14 protein-coding genes, 1 other RNA gene and 2 other annotated features (1 of these 17 running past the window's edge) are annotated in these 15460 nt (G+C 35.0%); of the genes, 3 read left to right on the top strand and 12 right to left on the bottom strand.

Annotation, left to right across the window (positions count from 1 at the left end; translation table 11 throughout):
• Positions 1 to 37, bottom strand: a binding site (T-box leader); it reaches 177 nt to the left of the window's first position.
• Between the two features lie 51 nt (positions 38 to 88).
• The 7 genes from CAO17_RS05340 to cymR form a co-directional block, all read right to left on the bottom strand.
• A complete protein-coding gene (locus CAO17_RS05340) occupies positions 89 to 1162 on the bottom strand; it encodes an AI-2E family transporter (protein WP_085991823.1) in 1074 nt (357 codons plus the stop codon).
• Positions 1163 to 1201: 39 nt separating this feature from the next.
• On the bottom strand, positions 1202 to 1387 hold the full coding sequence (locus tag CAO17_RS05335) for a hypothetical protein (RefSeq protein WP_179152013.1): 186 nt from the start codon (positions 1385 to 1387) through the stop codon (positions 1202 to 1204).
• An 84-nt stretch (positions 1388 to 1471) separates the two neighbouring features.
• Positions 1472 to 3832, bottom strand: a complete 2361-nt coding sequence (gene recD2 / locus CAO17_RS05330; protein ID WP_085991821.1) for an SF1B family DNA helicase RecD2 — start codon at positions 3830 to 3832, stop codon at positions 1472 to 1474.
• A gap of 13 nt (positions 3833 to 3845) precedes the next feature.
• Positions 3846 to 4517, bottom strand: a complete 672-nt coding sequence (locus CAO17_RS05325; protein ID WP_085991820.1) for a tetratricopeptide repeat protein — start codon at positions 4515 to 4517, stop codon at positions 3846 to 3848.
• 25 nt (positions 4518 to 4542) lie between these two features.
• A complete protein-coding gene (gene mnmA, locus CAO17_RS05320) occupies positions 4543 to 5655 on the bottom strand; it encodes a tRNA 2-thiouridine(34) synthase MnmA (protein WP_085991819.1) in 1113 nt (370 codons plus the stop codon).
• Positions 5656 to 5690: 35 nt separating this feature from the next.
• On the bottom strand, positions 5691 to 6833 hold the full coding sequence (locus CAO17_RS05315) for a cysteine desulfurase family protein (protein WP_085991818.1): 1143 nt from the start codon (positions 6831 to 6833) through the stop codon (positions 5691 to 5693).
• A gap of 29 nt (positions 6834 to 6862) precedes the next feature.
• Positions 6863 to 7282, bottom strand: a complete 420-nt coding sequence (cymR, locus tag CAO17_RS05310; protein WP_085991817.1) for a cysteine metabolism transcriptional regulator CymR — start codon at positions 7280 to 7282, stop codon at positions 6863 to 6865.
• 207 nt (positions 7283 to 7489) lie between these two features.
• Here cymR and CAO17_RS05305 point away from each other — a divergent pair, with 207 nt between their 5' ends.
• Both CAO17_RS05305 and CAO17_RS05300 read left to right on the top strand, forming a co-directional pair.
• Positions 7490 to 8773, top strand: a complete 1284-nt coding sequence (locus CAO17_RS05305; protein WP_085991816.1) for a replication-associated recombination protein A — start codon at positions 7490 to 7492, stop codon at positions 8771 to 8773.
• A gap of 185 nt (positions 8774 to 8958) precedes the next feature.
• Complete coding sequence (locus tag CAO17_RS05300) at positions 8959 to 9657, top strand: RsfA family transcriptional regulator (protein WP_085991815.1); 699 nt, start codon at positions 8959 to 8961, stop codon at positions 9655 to 9657.
• Positions 9658 to 9782: 125 nt separating this feature from the next.
• On the opposite strand, the gene ssrS is transcribed toward CAO17_RS05300, so the two are convergent.
• The 4 genes from ssrS to CAO17_RS20965 all read right to left on the bottom strand — a co-directional run bounded on the left by ssrS (position 9783) and on the right by CAO17_RS20965 (position 13750).
• Positions 9783 to 9960, bottom strand: a non-coding RNA gene (gene ssrS, locus CAO17_RS05295) — 6S RNA.
• Between the two features lie 108 nt (positions 9961 to 10068).
• Positions 10069 to 11838: an aspartate--tRNA ligase gene (aspS, locus tag CAO17_RS05290; protein WP_085991814.1), complete on the bottom strand. Its 1770-nt coding sequence runs from the start codon at positions 11836 to 11838 to the stop codon at positions 10069 to 10071.
• A complete protein-coding gene (hisS, locus tag CAO17_RS05285) occupies positions 11831 to 13120 on the bottom strand; it encodes a histidine--tRNA ligase (protein WP_085991813.1) in 1290 nt (429 codons plus the stop codon). The genes aspS and hisS overlap by 8 nt, the downstream gene beginning before the upstream one ends.
• A gap of 159 nt (positions 13121 to 13279) precedes the next feature.
• Positions 13280 to 13499: a binding site (T-box leader), on the bottom strand.
• A 77-nt stretch (positions 13500 to 13576) separates the two neighbouring features.
• Positions 13577 to 13750 carry an RNA polymerase sigma factor sigma-70 region 4 domain-containing protein gene (locus CAO17_RS20965; RefSeq protein ID WP_179151894.1) on the bottom strand — a complete coding sequence of 58 codons (174 nt, stop codon included), beginning with the start codon at positions 13748 to 13750 and terminating at the stop codon, positions 13577 to 13579.
• Between the two features lie 101 nt (positions 13751 to 13851).
• Here CAO17_RS20965 and CAO17_RS05280 point away from each other — a divergent pair, with 101 nt between their 5' ends.
• Positions 13852 to 14901 carry an N-acetylmuramoyl-L-alanine amidase family protein gene (locus CAO17_RS05280; RefSeq protein ID WP_179151893.1) on the top strand — a complete coding sequence of 350 codons (1050 nt, stop codon included), beginning with the start codon at positions 13852 to 13854 and terminating at the stop codon, positions 14899 to 14901.
• A 91-nt stretch (positions 14902 to 14992) separates the two neighbouring features.
• Here CAO17_RS05280 and dtd read toward each other — a convergent pair whose 3' ends face one another.
• Positions 14993 to 15439, bottom strand: coding sequence for a D-aminoacyl-tRNA deacylase (gene dtd, locus CAO17_RS05275; protein ID WP_085991811.1), 447 nt, complete (start codon positions 15437 to 15439; stop codon positions 14993 to 14995).
• Positions 15440 to 15460 lie beyond the last annotated feature (21 nt).

Here is a 15460-nt window from a genome sequence, read left to right as displayed (position 1 = left end):
TAAATTAACATGTACTTATCACTATCAACATTTTATTTATGATATACACTTTTCCATATTTTGAGTATAAAAAACTTCAAAGCCGTTGTCAACGCCTAGCTGGAAAGGCTAAGATATGATTCATAACCACCTTAATTATTGATAGTACGGGGACTGCTAAAATCATCCCTATCACACCAAATAATTGGCCCCCTAATAATAATACAAAAATAATCGCAACTGGGTGAATGGCAACACTTTTTCCTACAATATAAGGAGATAGAAGATTACCTTCTATAACCTGAATAACAAAAATTCCAATAGAAACAAATATAACCATTTTTATCGAATTGGTTGTTGTAAACGATATAACTATTGCCGGTATCGCCCCAATAATTGGACCAAAATATGGAATGATATTAGTAATACCCATAATGATAGCTAATAATAGTGCATATTCTAATTTAAGAAATTTAAATAAAATTAATGCCGTCAAACCAACAAATACACAGACAATCAATTGTCCACGTATATAGTCTCCAAGGCTATCATCTATTGCATGAATCATTTTACTGGTTTTTTCCCTATATTTTTTTGGAATAAACCGATTTATAGAAGTTTTTATTTTATCAAAGTCTTTTAGAAAATAAAATACAAGTACTGGAATTACTGTAATGGTAATAATCATATCAAATATTCTAGTAAATCCACTGAGAAGCTTGAATAATATTTGATTAAGGGAACTTTCTAAGCCAATAAAGAATTCATCCATTTTATCATGTACTGTTTCCGGCATAAAAGATGTATACTCATACAAGCTGTATATAATACTTTGATAGGTTTGCACAAACACCGGAAAGTTATCCGTTAAATCACGCAATTGTTGAACTAGTGCTGGATAAACACGATAAACTAGATAACCGACCCCACCGAAAAATAATAGGTAAATGAATAAAATAGCTAGACCTCTAGGGATATTATATTGATGCAATTTTTCTATAACTGGATATAACAAATAAGCAATGAGGCATGCGATTAAAAATGGGGTCAATAGTTTCCACAGAAATGCAAAAACTACCGCATAGTATGGAAAGGTTTTTACAAGTAAATACACAGATAAAAATAATAATATACCAAGAATCAGCCAATAAATAATCGTCATGCGCTTTTCATTCCGAAACATAATAACCCTCCCTAGTAACTAGTTTAATGCGAAGGAAGGTTATTGTAACTTTAGTTCCTCATCGGAAAATAAATCGTTCAAAGAGCTTAAACTACCATCTGCTTCTATTTGATGGACAGCTAACTCATTGTTAACTACAGTCATTTCAATAAAACATGTCCAACAGTAATAATTTTGTGAACCAATTTTCCCAATATCTTTTCCATTACAATTCGGGCAACGCATTACCATATCTAACACCTCGTTCTTAGAAAACTTTACAATGGTAGGCTTGCCCGAAAGATTCTAAAATATACATAAATATGGAAATTATTCCATAAAATCATAAGGTGAGAGTGATTCTGTTTCCTCACTTGTTTCCATTCCCTTTATTTCTACCTCTTCACTCTCAGACTGTATTTCATCATTTTCGGATAATTTAATTTTTCGGTTTAGCTGTTCTCTCAAGGTAGTATGACGTTTATTTGTATCCATCGTACTGATTCCTTTAAAAAAGGCATTCTTTTCCCCACAAATGATTAAAGAATCTTTACTTCTTGTAATCGCAGTATATAACAAATTTTTCCGGAGCATACGATGATATGCTGAAATAACCGGAAGAATGACAATCGGAAATTCACTCCCCTGTGACTTATGAATAGAGATACAGTAAGCATGCATAAAATTAACATACTCTTTGCGCATGTATGCAATCTCTTTATCATCAAACGAAATCACGATTTGTTCTTCATTCTCCATATTTTCATTCTCTTTAAAAATGGCTACAATTTCACCAATATCTCCATTATAAACACCATCTTCAGGTTGATTTACTAATTGAATAACCTTATCTCCTACTCGGAATATAACATCATTGGCCTTTACTTCCCGTCTTCCCTTAGACTTAGGATTTACTAATTGCTGTAAGTGTTTGTTAATCTCTGTTATTCCTGCCTGTGTGCGATACATTGGAGCCAATACCTGCATTTCTCGTAAATCAATGCCTTTATCTTTTGCCCTTTCAAATATAGTTGTTATGGCATCAATCATTTGATGTTCATGACAATTAATAAAACTGAAGTCTGTAGCATTCTTTAAAGATTCAGCAGTACATGTGTCATTTTTAATTTCATGTGCTAACTGAATAATTTTAGATCCTTCTTTTTGACGATAAACTTCACTTAAACTTACTGAAGGTATCGCACCGCTCATTAGTAGGTCAGATAAAACTTGACCAGGTCCGACAGATGGAAGTTGATCCTCATCACCTACTAATAAAACTTGCATATCGTCTGGAATTGCTTTAAATAAACTATTCGCTAACCAAATATCAACCATAGAAAACTCATCGACAATTAAAAACTTTCCATCCAATTGCTCATGTTCGTCCTTATCAAAACCATTATTGCCATTCCATCCTAATAATCTATGAATGGTAGAGGCAGGTAATCCAGTTGATTCCGTTAATCGTTTAGCAGCGCGTCCGGTTGGGGCAGCCAAAACAAATGGAAAATCTGATTTACTTTTATAATCTTTTTGATCTAATGAAAGATCATAATTAGAAGCATAGGCTTTAATGATTCCTTTAATTACTGTTGTTTTCCCTGTCCCGGGTCCACCTGTTAAAATCATTAATTTAGAATGAATAGCTTGGTGAATTGCTTCAAATTGTTCTTTACCATAGCTTAATATCTCTTCTTCTTCTATTTCTCCAATAATCTTCATTAATTCAGCAATATCAATCTCATTATCCACATTCTTTTGAATTATGCGATCTAAATGGGAAGAAAAGCCGTCTTCCGCATAATATAAGGACGGCAAATAGATATTACCATCGTAAATAATAACTTTTTTCTCCGTATTTAATTCTTCTAGTCTATCTACAATGACAGATGGGGTTAGTTCGTGATGAACAGTTAGTAAGTTTATAACCTCATTAACACAATAATCTATTGGAAGAAATACATGACCGTCTTGAACACTCTTTTGCAGTACGTAAATACAACCGGCTCCAATTCGATTGGGATGTGACATGGGAAGATCATTTTGTTTAGCAATCCCATCGGCTGTTTGAAATCCAAATCCGTCAATATCAAATACAAATTGATATGGATCTTCTTCTAATTTATTAATCGATTCGTCTTTATAAACTTCATAAATTTTCTGGGACATTTTTAAACCAATATTATATTGAGATAATTTCACGACTACGTGTTCAAATCCTTGATTTTCTTGAAGAGTTTGAGCTAATTTTTCACGAATTTCCTTCTTTAAACCAGGTACTTTTTTTAAGCAGTCGGGCTGGTCTAGGATTTTAGATACGGCATTCTCACCCAAGTTATCTATTATACGTTTTGCTAATTTCTTACCGATACCATAAAACAAATCACTAGAAAGATAAGATACTAGGCCCTCTTTTGTATCTGGAATATAGGTCTGATAAGATAAAACCTTATACTGTAAGCCAAACTTCACATGACGCTCAAATTCTCCATAAAAATAGTAGGTAGTTTTTTCTTGTAAATTAGAAAAATATCCTTTTACTACCACGTCCTTTTCTTTAAAGTCCTCATTTGTTTCTTGAACCTTTACCTTTGCAATGGAAAAATGTTCAGCTTCATTGTGAAAGATTGTATATAACAATTCTCCCTTTATATACTTTTTTTCTTCTATTTGCTGAACGTTTCCCATGATTAAAACCTCACTATTCTTCCGTGTTCTCTTCTAATAACTTTTCAATATTTTTCTTTCCATTGATAGCTAACAAATGATCTGGTTGAATCTTTAATGCTTTATTAAATTGCTCAAGTGCCTCATTGACGTTCTCTTCATACAATTCAATTACCCCTAAGTTATAACATGCATCTGCATGATTTTCATTTTTATGGAGTACTTTTATAAATATATCCTTTGCATCTTTTAACGTACCACTTTGTGCCAAAGATAGTCCATACTGAAATAGCATTTCTTCATCATTCGGTGCTAGTTCTGTAGCTCTCAATAGGTATGGAAGAGCCAACTTAAATTGCTCCTCATTAACAAATGTAAGACCAAGCATGAAATAAACGTCTGCTTCATCCAAACCAAGTTGAATTGCCTGCTGAAAGTGTGTTGCAGCATTTTTAAAATTTTCCAGTTCGAAAAATAGATTCCCTAATCCGTAATAGGCAGTAGCCGCTTTTTCATCTAATTCAATTGCTCGATTAAAGAAACGCTCAGCTTTTTTATACTCTTTAAGGTGTAATAGCAAATTCCCGAAATTAATATACCCTAATGGATCATTAGGATTTTCTTCTATTACCTCATTAAAGAGCTTCGCAGCTTCCTCGTATTTTTGCTCCTCTAGAAATTTAATTCCCTTTGTATTTTTATCCATCGTATAACTCCTTTTAAGTGTACCCTTAGCCGACATAAGATAGTGCTTGATCATTTTTAATAACTATGTCTATGGTTGCCCCACCAAGACATACTTCTCCATCATAAAAAACTACGGCCTGTCCTGGGGTAATCGCACGTTGATTCTCATGAAAATCAACCCTAACTTTACCTTCATCTAGTAAAGTTACTGTAACATCACTATCCTTTTGACGATATCTGAATTTTGCAGTACATGTAAACGATTCTTCAACCAAGTCTGGATTAATCCAATTTATATCCGTTGCAATTAACGCTTCTGAATATAATTTATCATTAGAGTAGCCTTGTTCTACATACAATGTATTTTCTTTTAGATTTTTTCCAACAACAAACCAAGGATCTCCTGGTCCACCAATTCCTAGACCTTGTCTTTGACCTAGTGTGTAGTACATTAATCCATCATGACGACCTTTTACCTCTCCATCTAACGTTTTCATTTCCCCTGGTTGAGCTGGTAAATATTCACTTAAGAATTCTTTAAAATTACGTTCTCCAATAAAACATATCCCTGTTGAATCCTTTTTACTAGCAGTTACTAACCCTGCCTCTTTAGCAATTTCACGTACTTTTGATTTAGGTATGTCACCTAGCGGGAACATCACTTTACTTAAAATGTCTGAAGATAATTGATTAAGGAAATAAGTTTGATCTTTGTTATCATCGACACCGCGTAGCATTTGCACTGTTCCATCCACTTCTCGAACTTGCGCATAATGTCCTGTAGCTAAATAATCTGCACCTAATGACAGCGCATGGTCCAAAAATGCTTTAAATTTAATCTCTTTGTTACACATAACATCTGGATTTGGTGTTCTTCCTGCCTTGTACTCATCTAAAAAATAAGTAAATACTTTATCCCAATATTCTTTTTCAAAGTTAACGGAGTAATAAGGTATATCAAGCTGATTACAAACTCGAACCACATCATCAAAATCTTCTGTTGCTGTACAAACACCGAACTCATCCGTATCATCCCAATTTTTCATAAATATGCCAATAACATCATATCCCTGTTCCTTTAGTAATAATGCTGCGACGGAAGAATCAACACCTCCGCTCATTCCTACAACCACTCGTATATCTTTATTATCTTTCATGTTAACTCACATTCCTTTTTATGATTTCAGTATCCTTACGAGGTTAACCGTTTTACTATTTTTGCAATACGATTTGCTGCTTCTTTTACGTTTTCAGTAGTATTAAAGTTTCCAAAGCTGAATCGAATAGAATTTGTTGTACATGGGTTATTTTCTCCAAACATGGCTGTTAATACATGTGAAGGCTCCACACTTCCCGCCGTACAAGCACTTCCACTTGAAGCAGCAATACCATCTAGGTCAAAATTGGTTAACAATTGTTCAACATTCGCACCAGGGAAGCTCAGGTTTACAATAGAAGCAATTTGTGAATCAGGATCACCATTTATAGTAAAGGTTACTCCATTTTCCCGAAGCACTTGTAAAAACAAATTTTTAAACATTTTATACTGTTGATTACGTTCCTCTTTACGTTCCATTGAAAGTTCGACCGCTTTTTGGAAACCGACTATACTAACTACATTCTCTGTACCAGGACGCCGTTTTCTCTCCTGTTCTCCCCCAAATTGTAATGTTTGAATAGGAACCCCTTCCTTCACATATAGGAAGCCGACCCCTTTTGGCCCATAAATTTTGTGAGAGGATACGGATAATAAATCAATTCCCAGCTCCTTTACATTAATATCTAATAAACCATAAGCCTGGACAGCATCAGTATGGAAAAATGCTGGATGATTAAATAAGATTTCCCCAATTTGTTCAATAGGTTGAACCATTCCAGTTTCATTGTTTACATACATAATCGAAACTAGTATGGTATCATCTCGCAATGCTTGTTTTAAGTCATCTACACGTATCATACCATCCTCGTATACGGGCAAATAAGTTACATCAAACCCCTGTTTTTCCAAATACTCTGCAGTATGAAGTGTAGCATGATGCTCCATAACTGTTGTTATTATATGTTTACCTCGTTCCTTATTGGCAAGAGCTGTTCCGATTAAAGCTAAGTTATCCGCTTCCGTTCCACCACTGGTAAAGGTAATTTCTTTTTCATTTGCGTTGATACTTTTAGCCATTACACGTCTAGCTTCATCTAAAACACGTCTAGCTTTTCTACCAAATGAATGTACACTAGATGGATTACCGAATGTTTGCTCATAAATCGGATACATAGCTTCCAGTACTTCTTTTTCAATTGGCGTTGTTGCTGCATGATCCAAGTAAATTGCTTCCATACTCACAGATTCCTTTCTGTCCATTACTACTAAATATAAAACATATAAGCTTGTTGTTTTTCGCCGTCATCGTGATTTTTTAAGTCTTCTAAAGTGGTTCGATCTAATACACCTTTAATTGCATCTCGTATTCTACCCCATAATTCTTGCTGGGCTGGTTGCTCATCCTCTATCCCTTCAACAATGGTGATAGGACCCTCTAATACACGTATAATATCACCTGCTTTTATTTCCTTCGCATTTTTTGCTAATACGTAACCACCGTAAGCACCACGAATGCTTTTTATGAGACCTGCATTTCTTAATGGTGATGCCAGTTGCTCTAAATAGTGTTCGGATAAATCATTATCCTTAGCAATTGATTTTAGCGATGTTGGTCCATTCCCTTCTTTTTTTGCTAAATCAATCATTATCGTTAAACCGTATCTTCCTTTGGTTGAAATTTTCATATTGTTTGTCACCTCAGTAGTTTTTATTTTCGATTCTTTATTATATTTTCAGTTGAATGTTATCGTCTTATGTCATTTGCATGTGAGAATTAGATTTATTTCATTTAGCAGTACATGATATTATATCATGAATGACTTGTTCCTTGCATTTCACCCGAATTGGAATTAAGCTTTATACTAAAATATCATATACAAAGGACGGAGAAAATGAAACAAGAACCATTAGCTTTTCGAATGCGACCTACACATATTGATGAAATTATTGGTCAAGAACATCTTGTTGGAGAGGGAAAAATATTAAATCGCATGATTAAAGCAGAAAAACTATCTTCCATGATTTTATTTGGACCACCAGGTACAGGGAAAACATCAATGGCCAATGCCTTAGGGAAGAGTTTGGGGTTGCCCATTAAATTGCTTAATGCAGTCACTGATAAAAAGAAAGACATGGAAATCGTTGTTGAAGAAGCGAAAATGCGTGGAAACATTGTACTTATACTGGATGAGGTTCATCGTCTGGATAAAGCAAAACAGGATTTTCTCTTACCTCATTTAGAAAGTAATCTAGTAACCTTGATTGGCTGTACGACTAGTAATCCATATCATGCCATAAATCCTGCTATTCGTAGCCGGTGCCATCTATTTGAATTACATAGCCTTACGATTGATAATATAAAAAATGCACTTATCAGAGCCATTCATGATGAAGAAAAAGGCTATGGAAACATAAATATACATATTACTGATGAGGCATTAGAGCATTTTGCAAATTCCTCAGGTGGGGATTTAAGATCAGCTTTAAATGGATTGGAACTAGCTGTATCATCTACACCATCTGATTCAAGCAATCAAACGGTGATTTCACTTGAAATAGCTGAAGAATGTATGCAAAAGAAAAGCTTTTCTCATGATAAGAATGGTGATGCACATTATGACGTGATCTCCGCCTTCCAAAAATCAATTCGCGGAAGTGATGTAGATGCTGCACTGCATTATCTTGGAAGGTTAATCGAAGCTGGTGATTTAGACAGTATAGCCAGAAGGATGATTGTAACGGCATACGAAGATATCGGCTTAGCGAATCCACAAGCAGGTCCTAGAGCCATTGCAGCTGTTCAGGCAGCAGAACGCTTAGGTTTCCCTGAAGCTCGTATTCCCCTTAGTGTTGCTATTATTGAATTATGTTTATCGCCAAAGTCCAACTCAGCTTATAAGGCACTAGATGCAGCTTTATCCGACATTCGTAGTGGTAAGGGTGGAGAAATACCAGCCCACCTTAAGGATGCACACTACCAAGGTGCACAAAAACTAGGACGTGGAGTTGACTACTTATATCCACATAATTCGGAAAATGGATGGGTGATTCAACAATATTTGCCTGATTCTATAAAAAACAAACACTACTACTCCCCAAAAGAATCTGGTAAATTTGAACAAGCCCTGAAACAAGTCTATGATAAAATTAATCAACAGAAAAGAAAAAAGGTATAAAACTCACTTTTCCTGGTAACAATAATTAAAAAGTAACACCAATCATCGAAGGAAATCTATTTTCCATAGATGATTATCATTTTTCAAGGGCAGATAGATTTCCTACTAAACTTATATCAAGTTAAAGAGAATACCTATCTGTACGAAACTATTGTTTATGCTGCTAGGAAAAGGAGTTGAACACAATGGCTAAAGTCAGACAAGATGCTTGGTCACATGAAGATGATTTATTGTTAGCTGAAACGGTTTTAAGACATATTCGAGAAGGAAGTACACAACTAAATGCTTTTGAAGAGGTTGGAGACAAGTTAAATCGAACATCTGCAGCTTGCGGTTTTCGCTGGAATGCAGAAGTTAGACAAAAATACGATAGTGCTATCGACCTTGCAAAAAGGCAAAGAAAAGAAAAGAAGCGTGCTATGGCAAGAAAATCAGGACAGTTTAGAAAACCAATAGCTCCTGTCCTATCTAGCGCACACTTTGAAGAATTTGCCTCTGAAGAACTACCATCTGATGAAGAACGGATAACCCTTCCAGAGAAGGTAGAACAAACAGAAATACCAGCTATTTCATTAGATATGGTCATACAATATTTAAAAGAAATAAAGAAAGACTACTACGCTTCTAATCAATCAAAAGCATCATTAGAGCAAACGCAAAGAGAGAATAGCATGTTAAAAGAAAAAATAAATAGTTTAGAAAAACAATTAGGACAAACCGAAGATGAAATGAATGCTATTAAAGAAGATTACCAAACCTTTATCCAGATTATGGAAAGAGCTAGAAAGATGACCGTTTTTGATGATAAGGACACCATAAAAGCTCCAACATTCCGAATGGATAAAAACGGTAATTTAGAGCAAGTAGCTCAAAGTTCGAACTAAAAAAACTGACTCAATAAATTTGAGTCAGTTTTTTTATACACTTTATAAAAATTTAATTTTAGTTTAGAGTGAAGTATAAAATAAGCTTCGATTTTATCAATTATTGCAATAATTAGCTGTTATATATATATCCCGATAATGCCGTCTTATTTTTTGATCCCGCATTTGGCAGGTGGGTGCCCTATTTTATGCATGTTATGCTTCCACCATTTGATGGCATGCACGCAACATAAAAACTCGATGCTCCCATTTGTAAAGTTGTTCGGTCAAAATATATTAAAAAGACGTACATATCAGGATATATACATAAGTTATTTTACTTTGTAAATTTATATTAACATGCCAACGTAATTTTCGCAACATTCATTATTATGAAAAGCCATTACAAAAGTATGTCATCAGCTAAACAAATTAATCATTTTTTTCCGTTAAATGAATACCCAATTCATTTAACTGAGCATTGCTAACTGCACTAGGCGCTGCTGTTAGTAAATCAGATGCAGAAGCGGTTTTTGGAAATAGAATCGTATCTCTTAGATTAGATCTACCGGCTAATAACATAATAATTCGATCAAGTCCAAGTGCAACTCCTCCATGTGGTGGTGCACCATATTCTAATGCTTCTAGTAAGAATCCAAATTGCTCCTCTGCCTCTTCCTTTGTAAAGCCAAGGGCCTTAAACATCTTATTTTGAACATCACGTTGATAGATACGTACAGATCCCCCACCAAGCTCATACCCGTTTAATACTAGGTCATACGCATTAGCACGAACAGTTTCTGGAGATGATTCTAGCTTATCCATATCCTCTTCTACAGGAGATGTGAATGGATGGTGTGCAGCAAAATATCTGCCTAATTCTTCGTCATATTCTAATAGTGGCCAATCCGTTACCCATAGAAAGTTGAACTTCGATTCATCAATAAGATTCAACTCTTTACCTAGTTTTAACCTTAATGCACCTAAGCTATCATAAACTATTGAATTTTTATCAGCCACAAATAATAATAAATCTCCGTCCTTAGCATTTGCTTTAGAAATTATACCGGATTTTTCATCCTCTGATAAAAACTTCGAAATAGGTCCTTTTAACTCGCCCTCTTCTAGCTTTAGCCAAGCAAGACCTTTAGCACCATAAATTTTTACAAAATCTGTTAATTTATCAATATCTTTTCTCGAATAGCTTTTCGCTTCACCTTGAACATTTAACAGTGCCACTTTTCCACCATTTTCAACCGCTCCTTGGAATACTTTAAAAGAAGAGTTTGCAACAATTTCAGATACATGAATCAATTCAAGTCCGAACCTAGTATCCGGTTTATCTGACCCAAACCGATCCATCGCTTCCTGATATGGCATACTTTCTAAAGGTAATTCAATATCTATATCCTTCACTTCTTTAACAACCTGCTGCATCATGCGTTCTGTCATTTCCATAATCTCATCACTTGTCATAAAGGATGTCTCAATATCAACTTGAGTAAATTCTGGTTGACGGTCAGCACGAAGGTCTTCATCACGAAAACAGCGAGCAATTTGATAATATTTTTCAAAGCCACTCATCATAATTAACTGCTTAAATAATTGAGGGGACTGTGGCAATGCATAAAACTCCCCCGGATGAACACGACTAGGCACTAAATAATCACGTGCCCCTTCAGGTGTACTTTTCGTCAAAATTGGTGTTTCCATTTCAAGGAACCCATCATTATTCAAAAAGTTACGTATTGCTTGAGTTGTTTGATGACGTAATTGAAACGTTTCTTGTAATGAACTTCTTCGCAAATCAATATATCGATACTTCAGTCGTAAATCTTCTGAAACATCTGTTTCATCTTGGATTGTAAATGGCGGTGTTTTTGACTTGTTTAAGATGATAATTTCATTTGCAATGACTTCAATCTTACCGGTCTTCATTGCGGTATTATAGGTAGCTTCATCTCTTTTAACTACCTTACCTTTAATTTCAACGACATATTCTGTTCTAATTTTATCCGCTACTTGTAATGCCTCTTCAGAAAAATCAGGATTAAATACAACCTGTACAAGTCCTGATTTATCACGGAGATCAATAAAAATTAATCCACCAAGGTCACGGCGTTTTTGCACCCAACCCTTTAATAAAACTTCTTGATTAACTTGGTTTTCTGTCAATGTACCTGCTAGAAGACGATTACTCATTGCTTTTTCCTCCCTGAAGATTTCTCTGCATTGTTTCTATTAACTGGTCTAATGGAACTTCAATTTGTTCTCCTGACTCCATTGATTTTACATTAATAATATTATTTTCTAATTCACTTTCCCCTAGAATTAATACATATTTAGCCTGAAGTCTATCAGCAGCTTTGAACTGGCCTTTTATTTTTCTACCAAGATAATCTTTTTCTACTTGAATGCCATTTGCCCTTAATGCATGTACAAGACGAACGGATTCGTTCACCGCTTCATCCCCTACAGCTATAAAATAACAATCTAGTTTTTCATCTACTGGTAGTGTTACATGTTCAGCATCTAAGGCCATAAGTAAACGTTCTAACCCCATTCCAAAGCCAATTCCGGGGGTGTTAGGCCCCCCTAATTCCTCAATTAATCCATTATATCTCCCACCGCCTGCTAAGGTAGTAATGGCACCAAAACCATCTGCGTCACTCATAATTTCAAAGGCTGTATGATTATAATAATCAAGGCCACGTACTAAATTAGGATCTACAACATATTCAATCCCCATTGACGTTAAATGAGATTTTACCTGTGCAAAATAAGTTTTTGATTCATCATTTAAATACTCTAAAATAGATGGAGCTGTCTTCATTGCTGGATGCTCTCTATCCCTTTTACAGTCCAAAACTCTAAGTGGATTTTGATTTAAACGAACCTTACAATCGTCGCAAAGCTCGTCTATATGTGGTGTAAAATGTTCAATTAAAGCATTCCGATGATTAGTTCTACTTTCTTTATCACCTAATGAGTTGATAACTAATTTTAATGATTTCAAACCAAGACTTTGATAAACCGTCATTGCCAAGTCAATAACTTCTGCATCAATTGCAGGATCATCACTACCTAAAACCTCTACACCAAATTGATTAAGCTGACGCATTCTCCCTTTTTGTGGTCTTTCATAGCGGAACATTTGTGCAAAATAATATAATTTTACTGGTTGACTTGCTTCTCCATACAATTTATTCTCAACGAATGCACGGGAAACGGCTGCTGTTCCCTCAGGACGAAGTGTTAAACTTCTTCCCCCTCTATCCTCAAAGGTATACATCTCTTTTTGAACAATATCTGTTGAATCACCAACACCACGTTGAAATACTTCCGTATGCTCGAACAATGGTGTCCGAATTTCGTCAAAATTGTATCGGGTACATATGTCTTTTATTTTATTTTCGACATATTGCCATTTCTTTGCATCCTTAGGCAGTATATCTACCGTACCTCTAGGTGCTTTCATACTCATTTCCTTCCTTACCTCCTGATTTCAAATAATTAATATGTATAATAGAAGCTACTTCATTTCTTTATAAAATGCCATAGCTCTTTTAATACTATAAATTGCTATTGAGCATTTCTTCTGCTTTATACTAAAAATGACAACAAAAAAACTCCCATCCCTATGAAAAGGGACGAGAGTTACCCGCGTTGCCACCCTAGTTAATGCATATTCATACATTCGCTCTTTACAGTTAACGCCTGTAAAACGTTTATATCTACTCTATTTCAATATAAAACCTCAGGAATGTCTTTCATTAGTTCTTCTTGCAAAAATGTTTTCAGCCCGCGACATTTTCTCTCTATCCAAGCGTTCTACTAATTACTTTTTCCATCATAGGTACATTTATCAAACTTCTATTGAAACTGTATTTTCTAAAATCAACTGGAATGAATATAATAATAATCTTTATACTTTATCTTGTCAAGAGCGATTCAACTTTTTCTTTAACATTTTTACTTCACCAATAGAAATACCAAATTCCTCGGCAATTTCCATATAATTAGCATGCCCATCTAAGTTCATAAAGTGATGTAAATCCACTCCAAATACATCCTTGCTATTCCCAACATTCCATTGTTTATCTTGCATTCGCATCCACATCTTCCTCCTTTAGTCATTATAGTTTTGCCTAAAGGGAGTAAATTTATTATACTTAGTGGAAACGCTACATGAGAGAATATGGGGGAAAACTAATTTTGCTACATAAAAAATCATACGTTATCATTGGACTGATTATAGTAGCCTTCTTTTCATCACCTAAATCAACATCGGCTGATAATGCCAACATTACAGCCGACCATGTAAATGTTCGTAGTGGTCCGGGTACACAGTTTGCACCGATTGGACAAGCTAATACTAATGATCAATATCCTATCCTAGACATAAAAGATAATTGGATAAAAATTGAATTCAAAGGAAGTAATGGGTGGATTATAGCCGATTATGTGAATATTTCTGGCCAACCAGTAAATCTTAAATCACCTAGCTCAAAAAGGCTAACCATTCCATTTGATAACACCCAGATACGTAGTGGGCCTTCCATTGCATTTGAAATTATCACTTTTGCTAATCGTGGTGAAACATTTAATGTTATTTCCCAAACAACCAATTGGATTGAAGTTTCTAATGGCGAGTACACAGGTTTTTTAAACAAGGCATTAGTGCAGAAATCGAAAAGTCATAATGAGGCAGGACACTTCCGTTTTAAAAATAAAAATATCGTGTTAGATGCTGGGCATGGGGGACATGACGTGGGTGCAATTGGAGCAACTGGAACCTATGAAAAGGATTTTGCATATTTTACCACATTAAAATTGAAAAACGAACTATCTATTCTTGGTGCAAATGTATTGCTTACTAGACCTAATGATGAATTCATCTCCCTAAAATCGCGGGCTAGCTATGCCAACATCTCAGACGCTGATGTTTTTATAAGTATACATTATAATAGTTTTCCAAGACAACAAAATGTTAAAGGTATTGAAACTTACTATTACCATGAGCAAAACCAAGCCCTTGCACAAGCTATACAAGAAGGTATAATCCAAGCGACAAACGCTGAGGACAGAGGCACTAGTTTTGGCGATTTTTACGTTCTCAGGCAAAATTTTAAACCTGCAGTACTTGTTGAGCTTGGCTTTATCTCGAATCAAAATACCGAAAAACAACTTCAGACAAGCTTCTATCAAAAACGACTAGTAAATGGAATTATAAACGGGTTAAGAAAACATTTTGCTAATCAATAAATACAAAACAATAGCGCTCTTACAGGTTAAAAAACGAACGCCCCTTAGGACGCTGCATTCTTGAACTGTAAAGGCGCTTCTTGCTTTCGGACTACCTTGATTTACTATCAATAATTAGGGTAACTGGCCCTACATTGGTGAGGGACACATCCATCATTTCGCCAAATTTACCAGTTTCTACAAATACACCTTCACTTCTAATCTTTTCATTAAACGTCTCGTACATCTGTTTAGCAAAATCAGGTTTTGCAGCTTTAGTGAAATTAGGTCTCCTCCCCTTTTTTGTGTCTGCATATAAGGTGAATTGGGATATAGATAATATACTACCACCTACATCTTTAAGTGAGTCATTCATTTTTTCGTTTTCATCCTCAAAAACACGTAGGTTAACAATTTTGTTTACAAGATAATCAATATCTTCCTCCGTATCGTCATGGGTTACACCTAATAGAACAACAAAACCGTTATCTATTTTCCCCACTATCTCTTTTTCTACCGAAACCTGTGCATTTCTTGCTCGCTGAATTACTGCCTTCATTCAATCATTCCTCTTTACTTT

The sequence above is a fragment of the Oceanobacillus senegalensis genome, from assembly GCF_900176885.1.
GTDB lineage: Bacteria > Bacillota > Bacilli > Bacillales > Amphibacillaceae > Oceanobacillus > Oceanobacillus senegalensis.
Note: the sequence above shows the minus strand (reverse complement) of the source record. Positions and strands in the feature narration are given on the sequence as shown.

What these genes read in the sequence shown, in the direction of transcription:
- aspS (WP_085991814.1), bottom strand. Translation starts at nt 11,838, where the DNA reads ATGAGTAATCGTCTTCTAGCAGGTACATTGACAGAAAACCAAGTTAAT.
- CAO17_RS05300 (WP_085991815.1), top strand. Translation starts at nt 8,959, where the DNA reads ATGGCTAAAGTCAGACAAGATGCTTGGTCACATGAAGATGATTTATTG.
- CAO17_RS05305 (WP_085991816.1), top strand. Translation starts at nt 7,490, where the DNA reads ATGAAACAAGAACCATTAGCTTTTCGAATGCGACCTACACATATTGAT.
- recD2 (WP_085991821.1), bottom strand. Translation starts at nt 3,832, where the DNA reads ATGGGAAACGTTCAGCAAATAGAAGAAAAAAAGTATATAAAGGGAGAA.
- mnmA (WP_085991819.1), bottom strand. Translation starts at nt 5,655, where the DNA reads ATGAAAGATAATAAAGATATACGAGTGGTTGTAGGAATGAGCGGAGGT.
- CAO17_RS05335 (WP_179152013.1), bottom strand. Translation starts at nt 1,387, where the DNA reads ATGCGTTGCCCGAATTGTAATGGAAAAGATATTGGGAAAATTGGTTCA.
- cymR (WP_085991817.1), bottom strand. Translation starts at nt 7,282, where the DNA reads ATGAAAATTTCAACCAAAGGAAGATACGGTTTAACGATAATGATTGAT.
- CAO17_RS20965 (WP_179151894.1), bottom strand. Translation starts at nt 13,750, where the DNA reads ATGCGAATGCAAGATAAACAATGGAATGTTGGGAATAGCAAGGATGTA.
- dtd (WP_085991811.1), bottom strand. Translation starts at nt 15,439, where the DNA reads ATGAAGGCAGTAATTCAGCGAGCAAGAAATGCACAGGTTTCGGTAGAA.
- hisS (WP_085991813.1), bottom strand. Translation starts at nt 13,120, where the DNA reads ATGAGTATGAAAGCACCTAGAGGTACGGTAGATATACTGCCTAAGGAT.
- CAO17_RS05315 (WP_085991818.1), bottom strand. Translation starts at nt 6,833, where the DNA reads ATGGAAGCAATTTACTTGGATCATGCAGCAACAACGCCAATTGAAAAA.
- CAO17_RS05340 (WP_085991823.1), bottom strand. Translation starts at nt 1,162, where the DNA reads ATGTTTCGGAATGAAAAGCGCATGACGATTATTTATTGGCTGATTCTT.
- CAO17_RS05325 (WP_085991820.1), bottom strand. Translation starts at nt 4,517, where the DNA reads ATGGATAAAAATACAAAGGGAATTAAATTTCTAGAGGAGCAAAAATAC.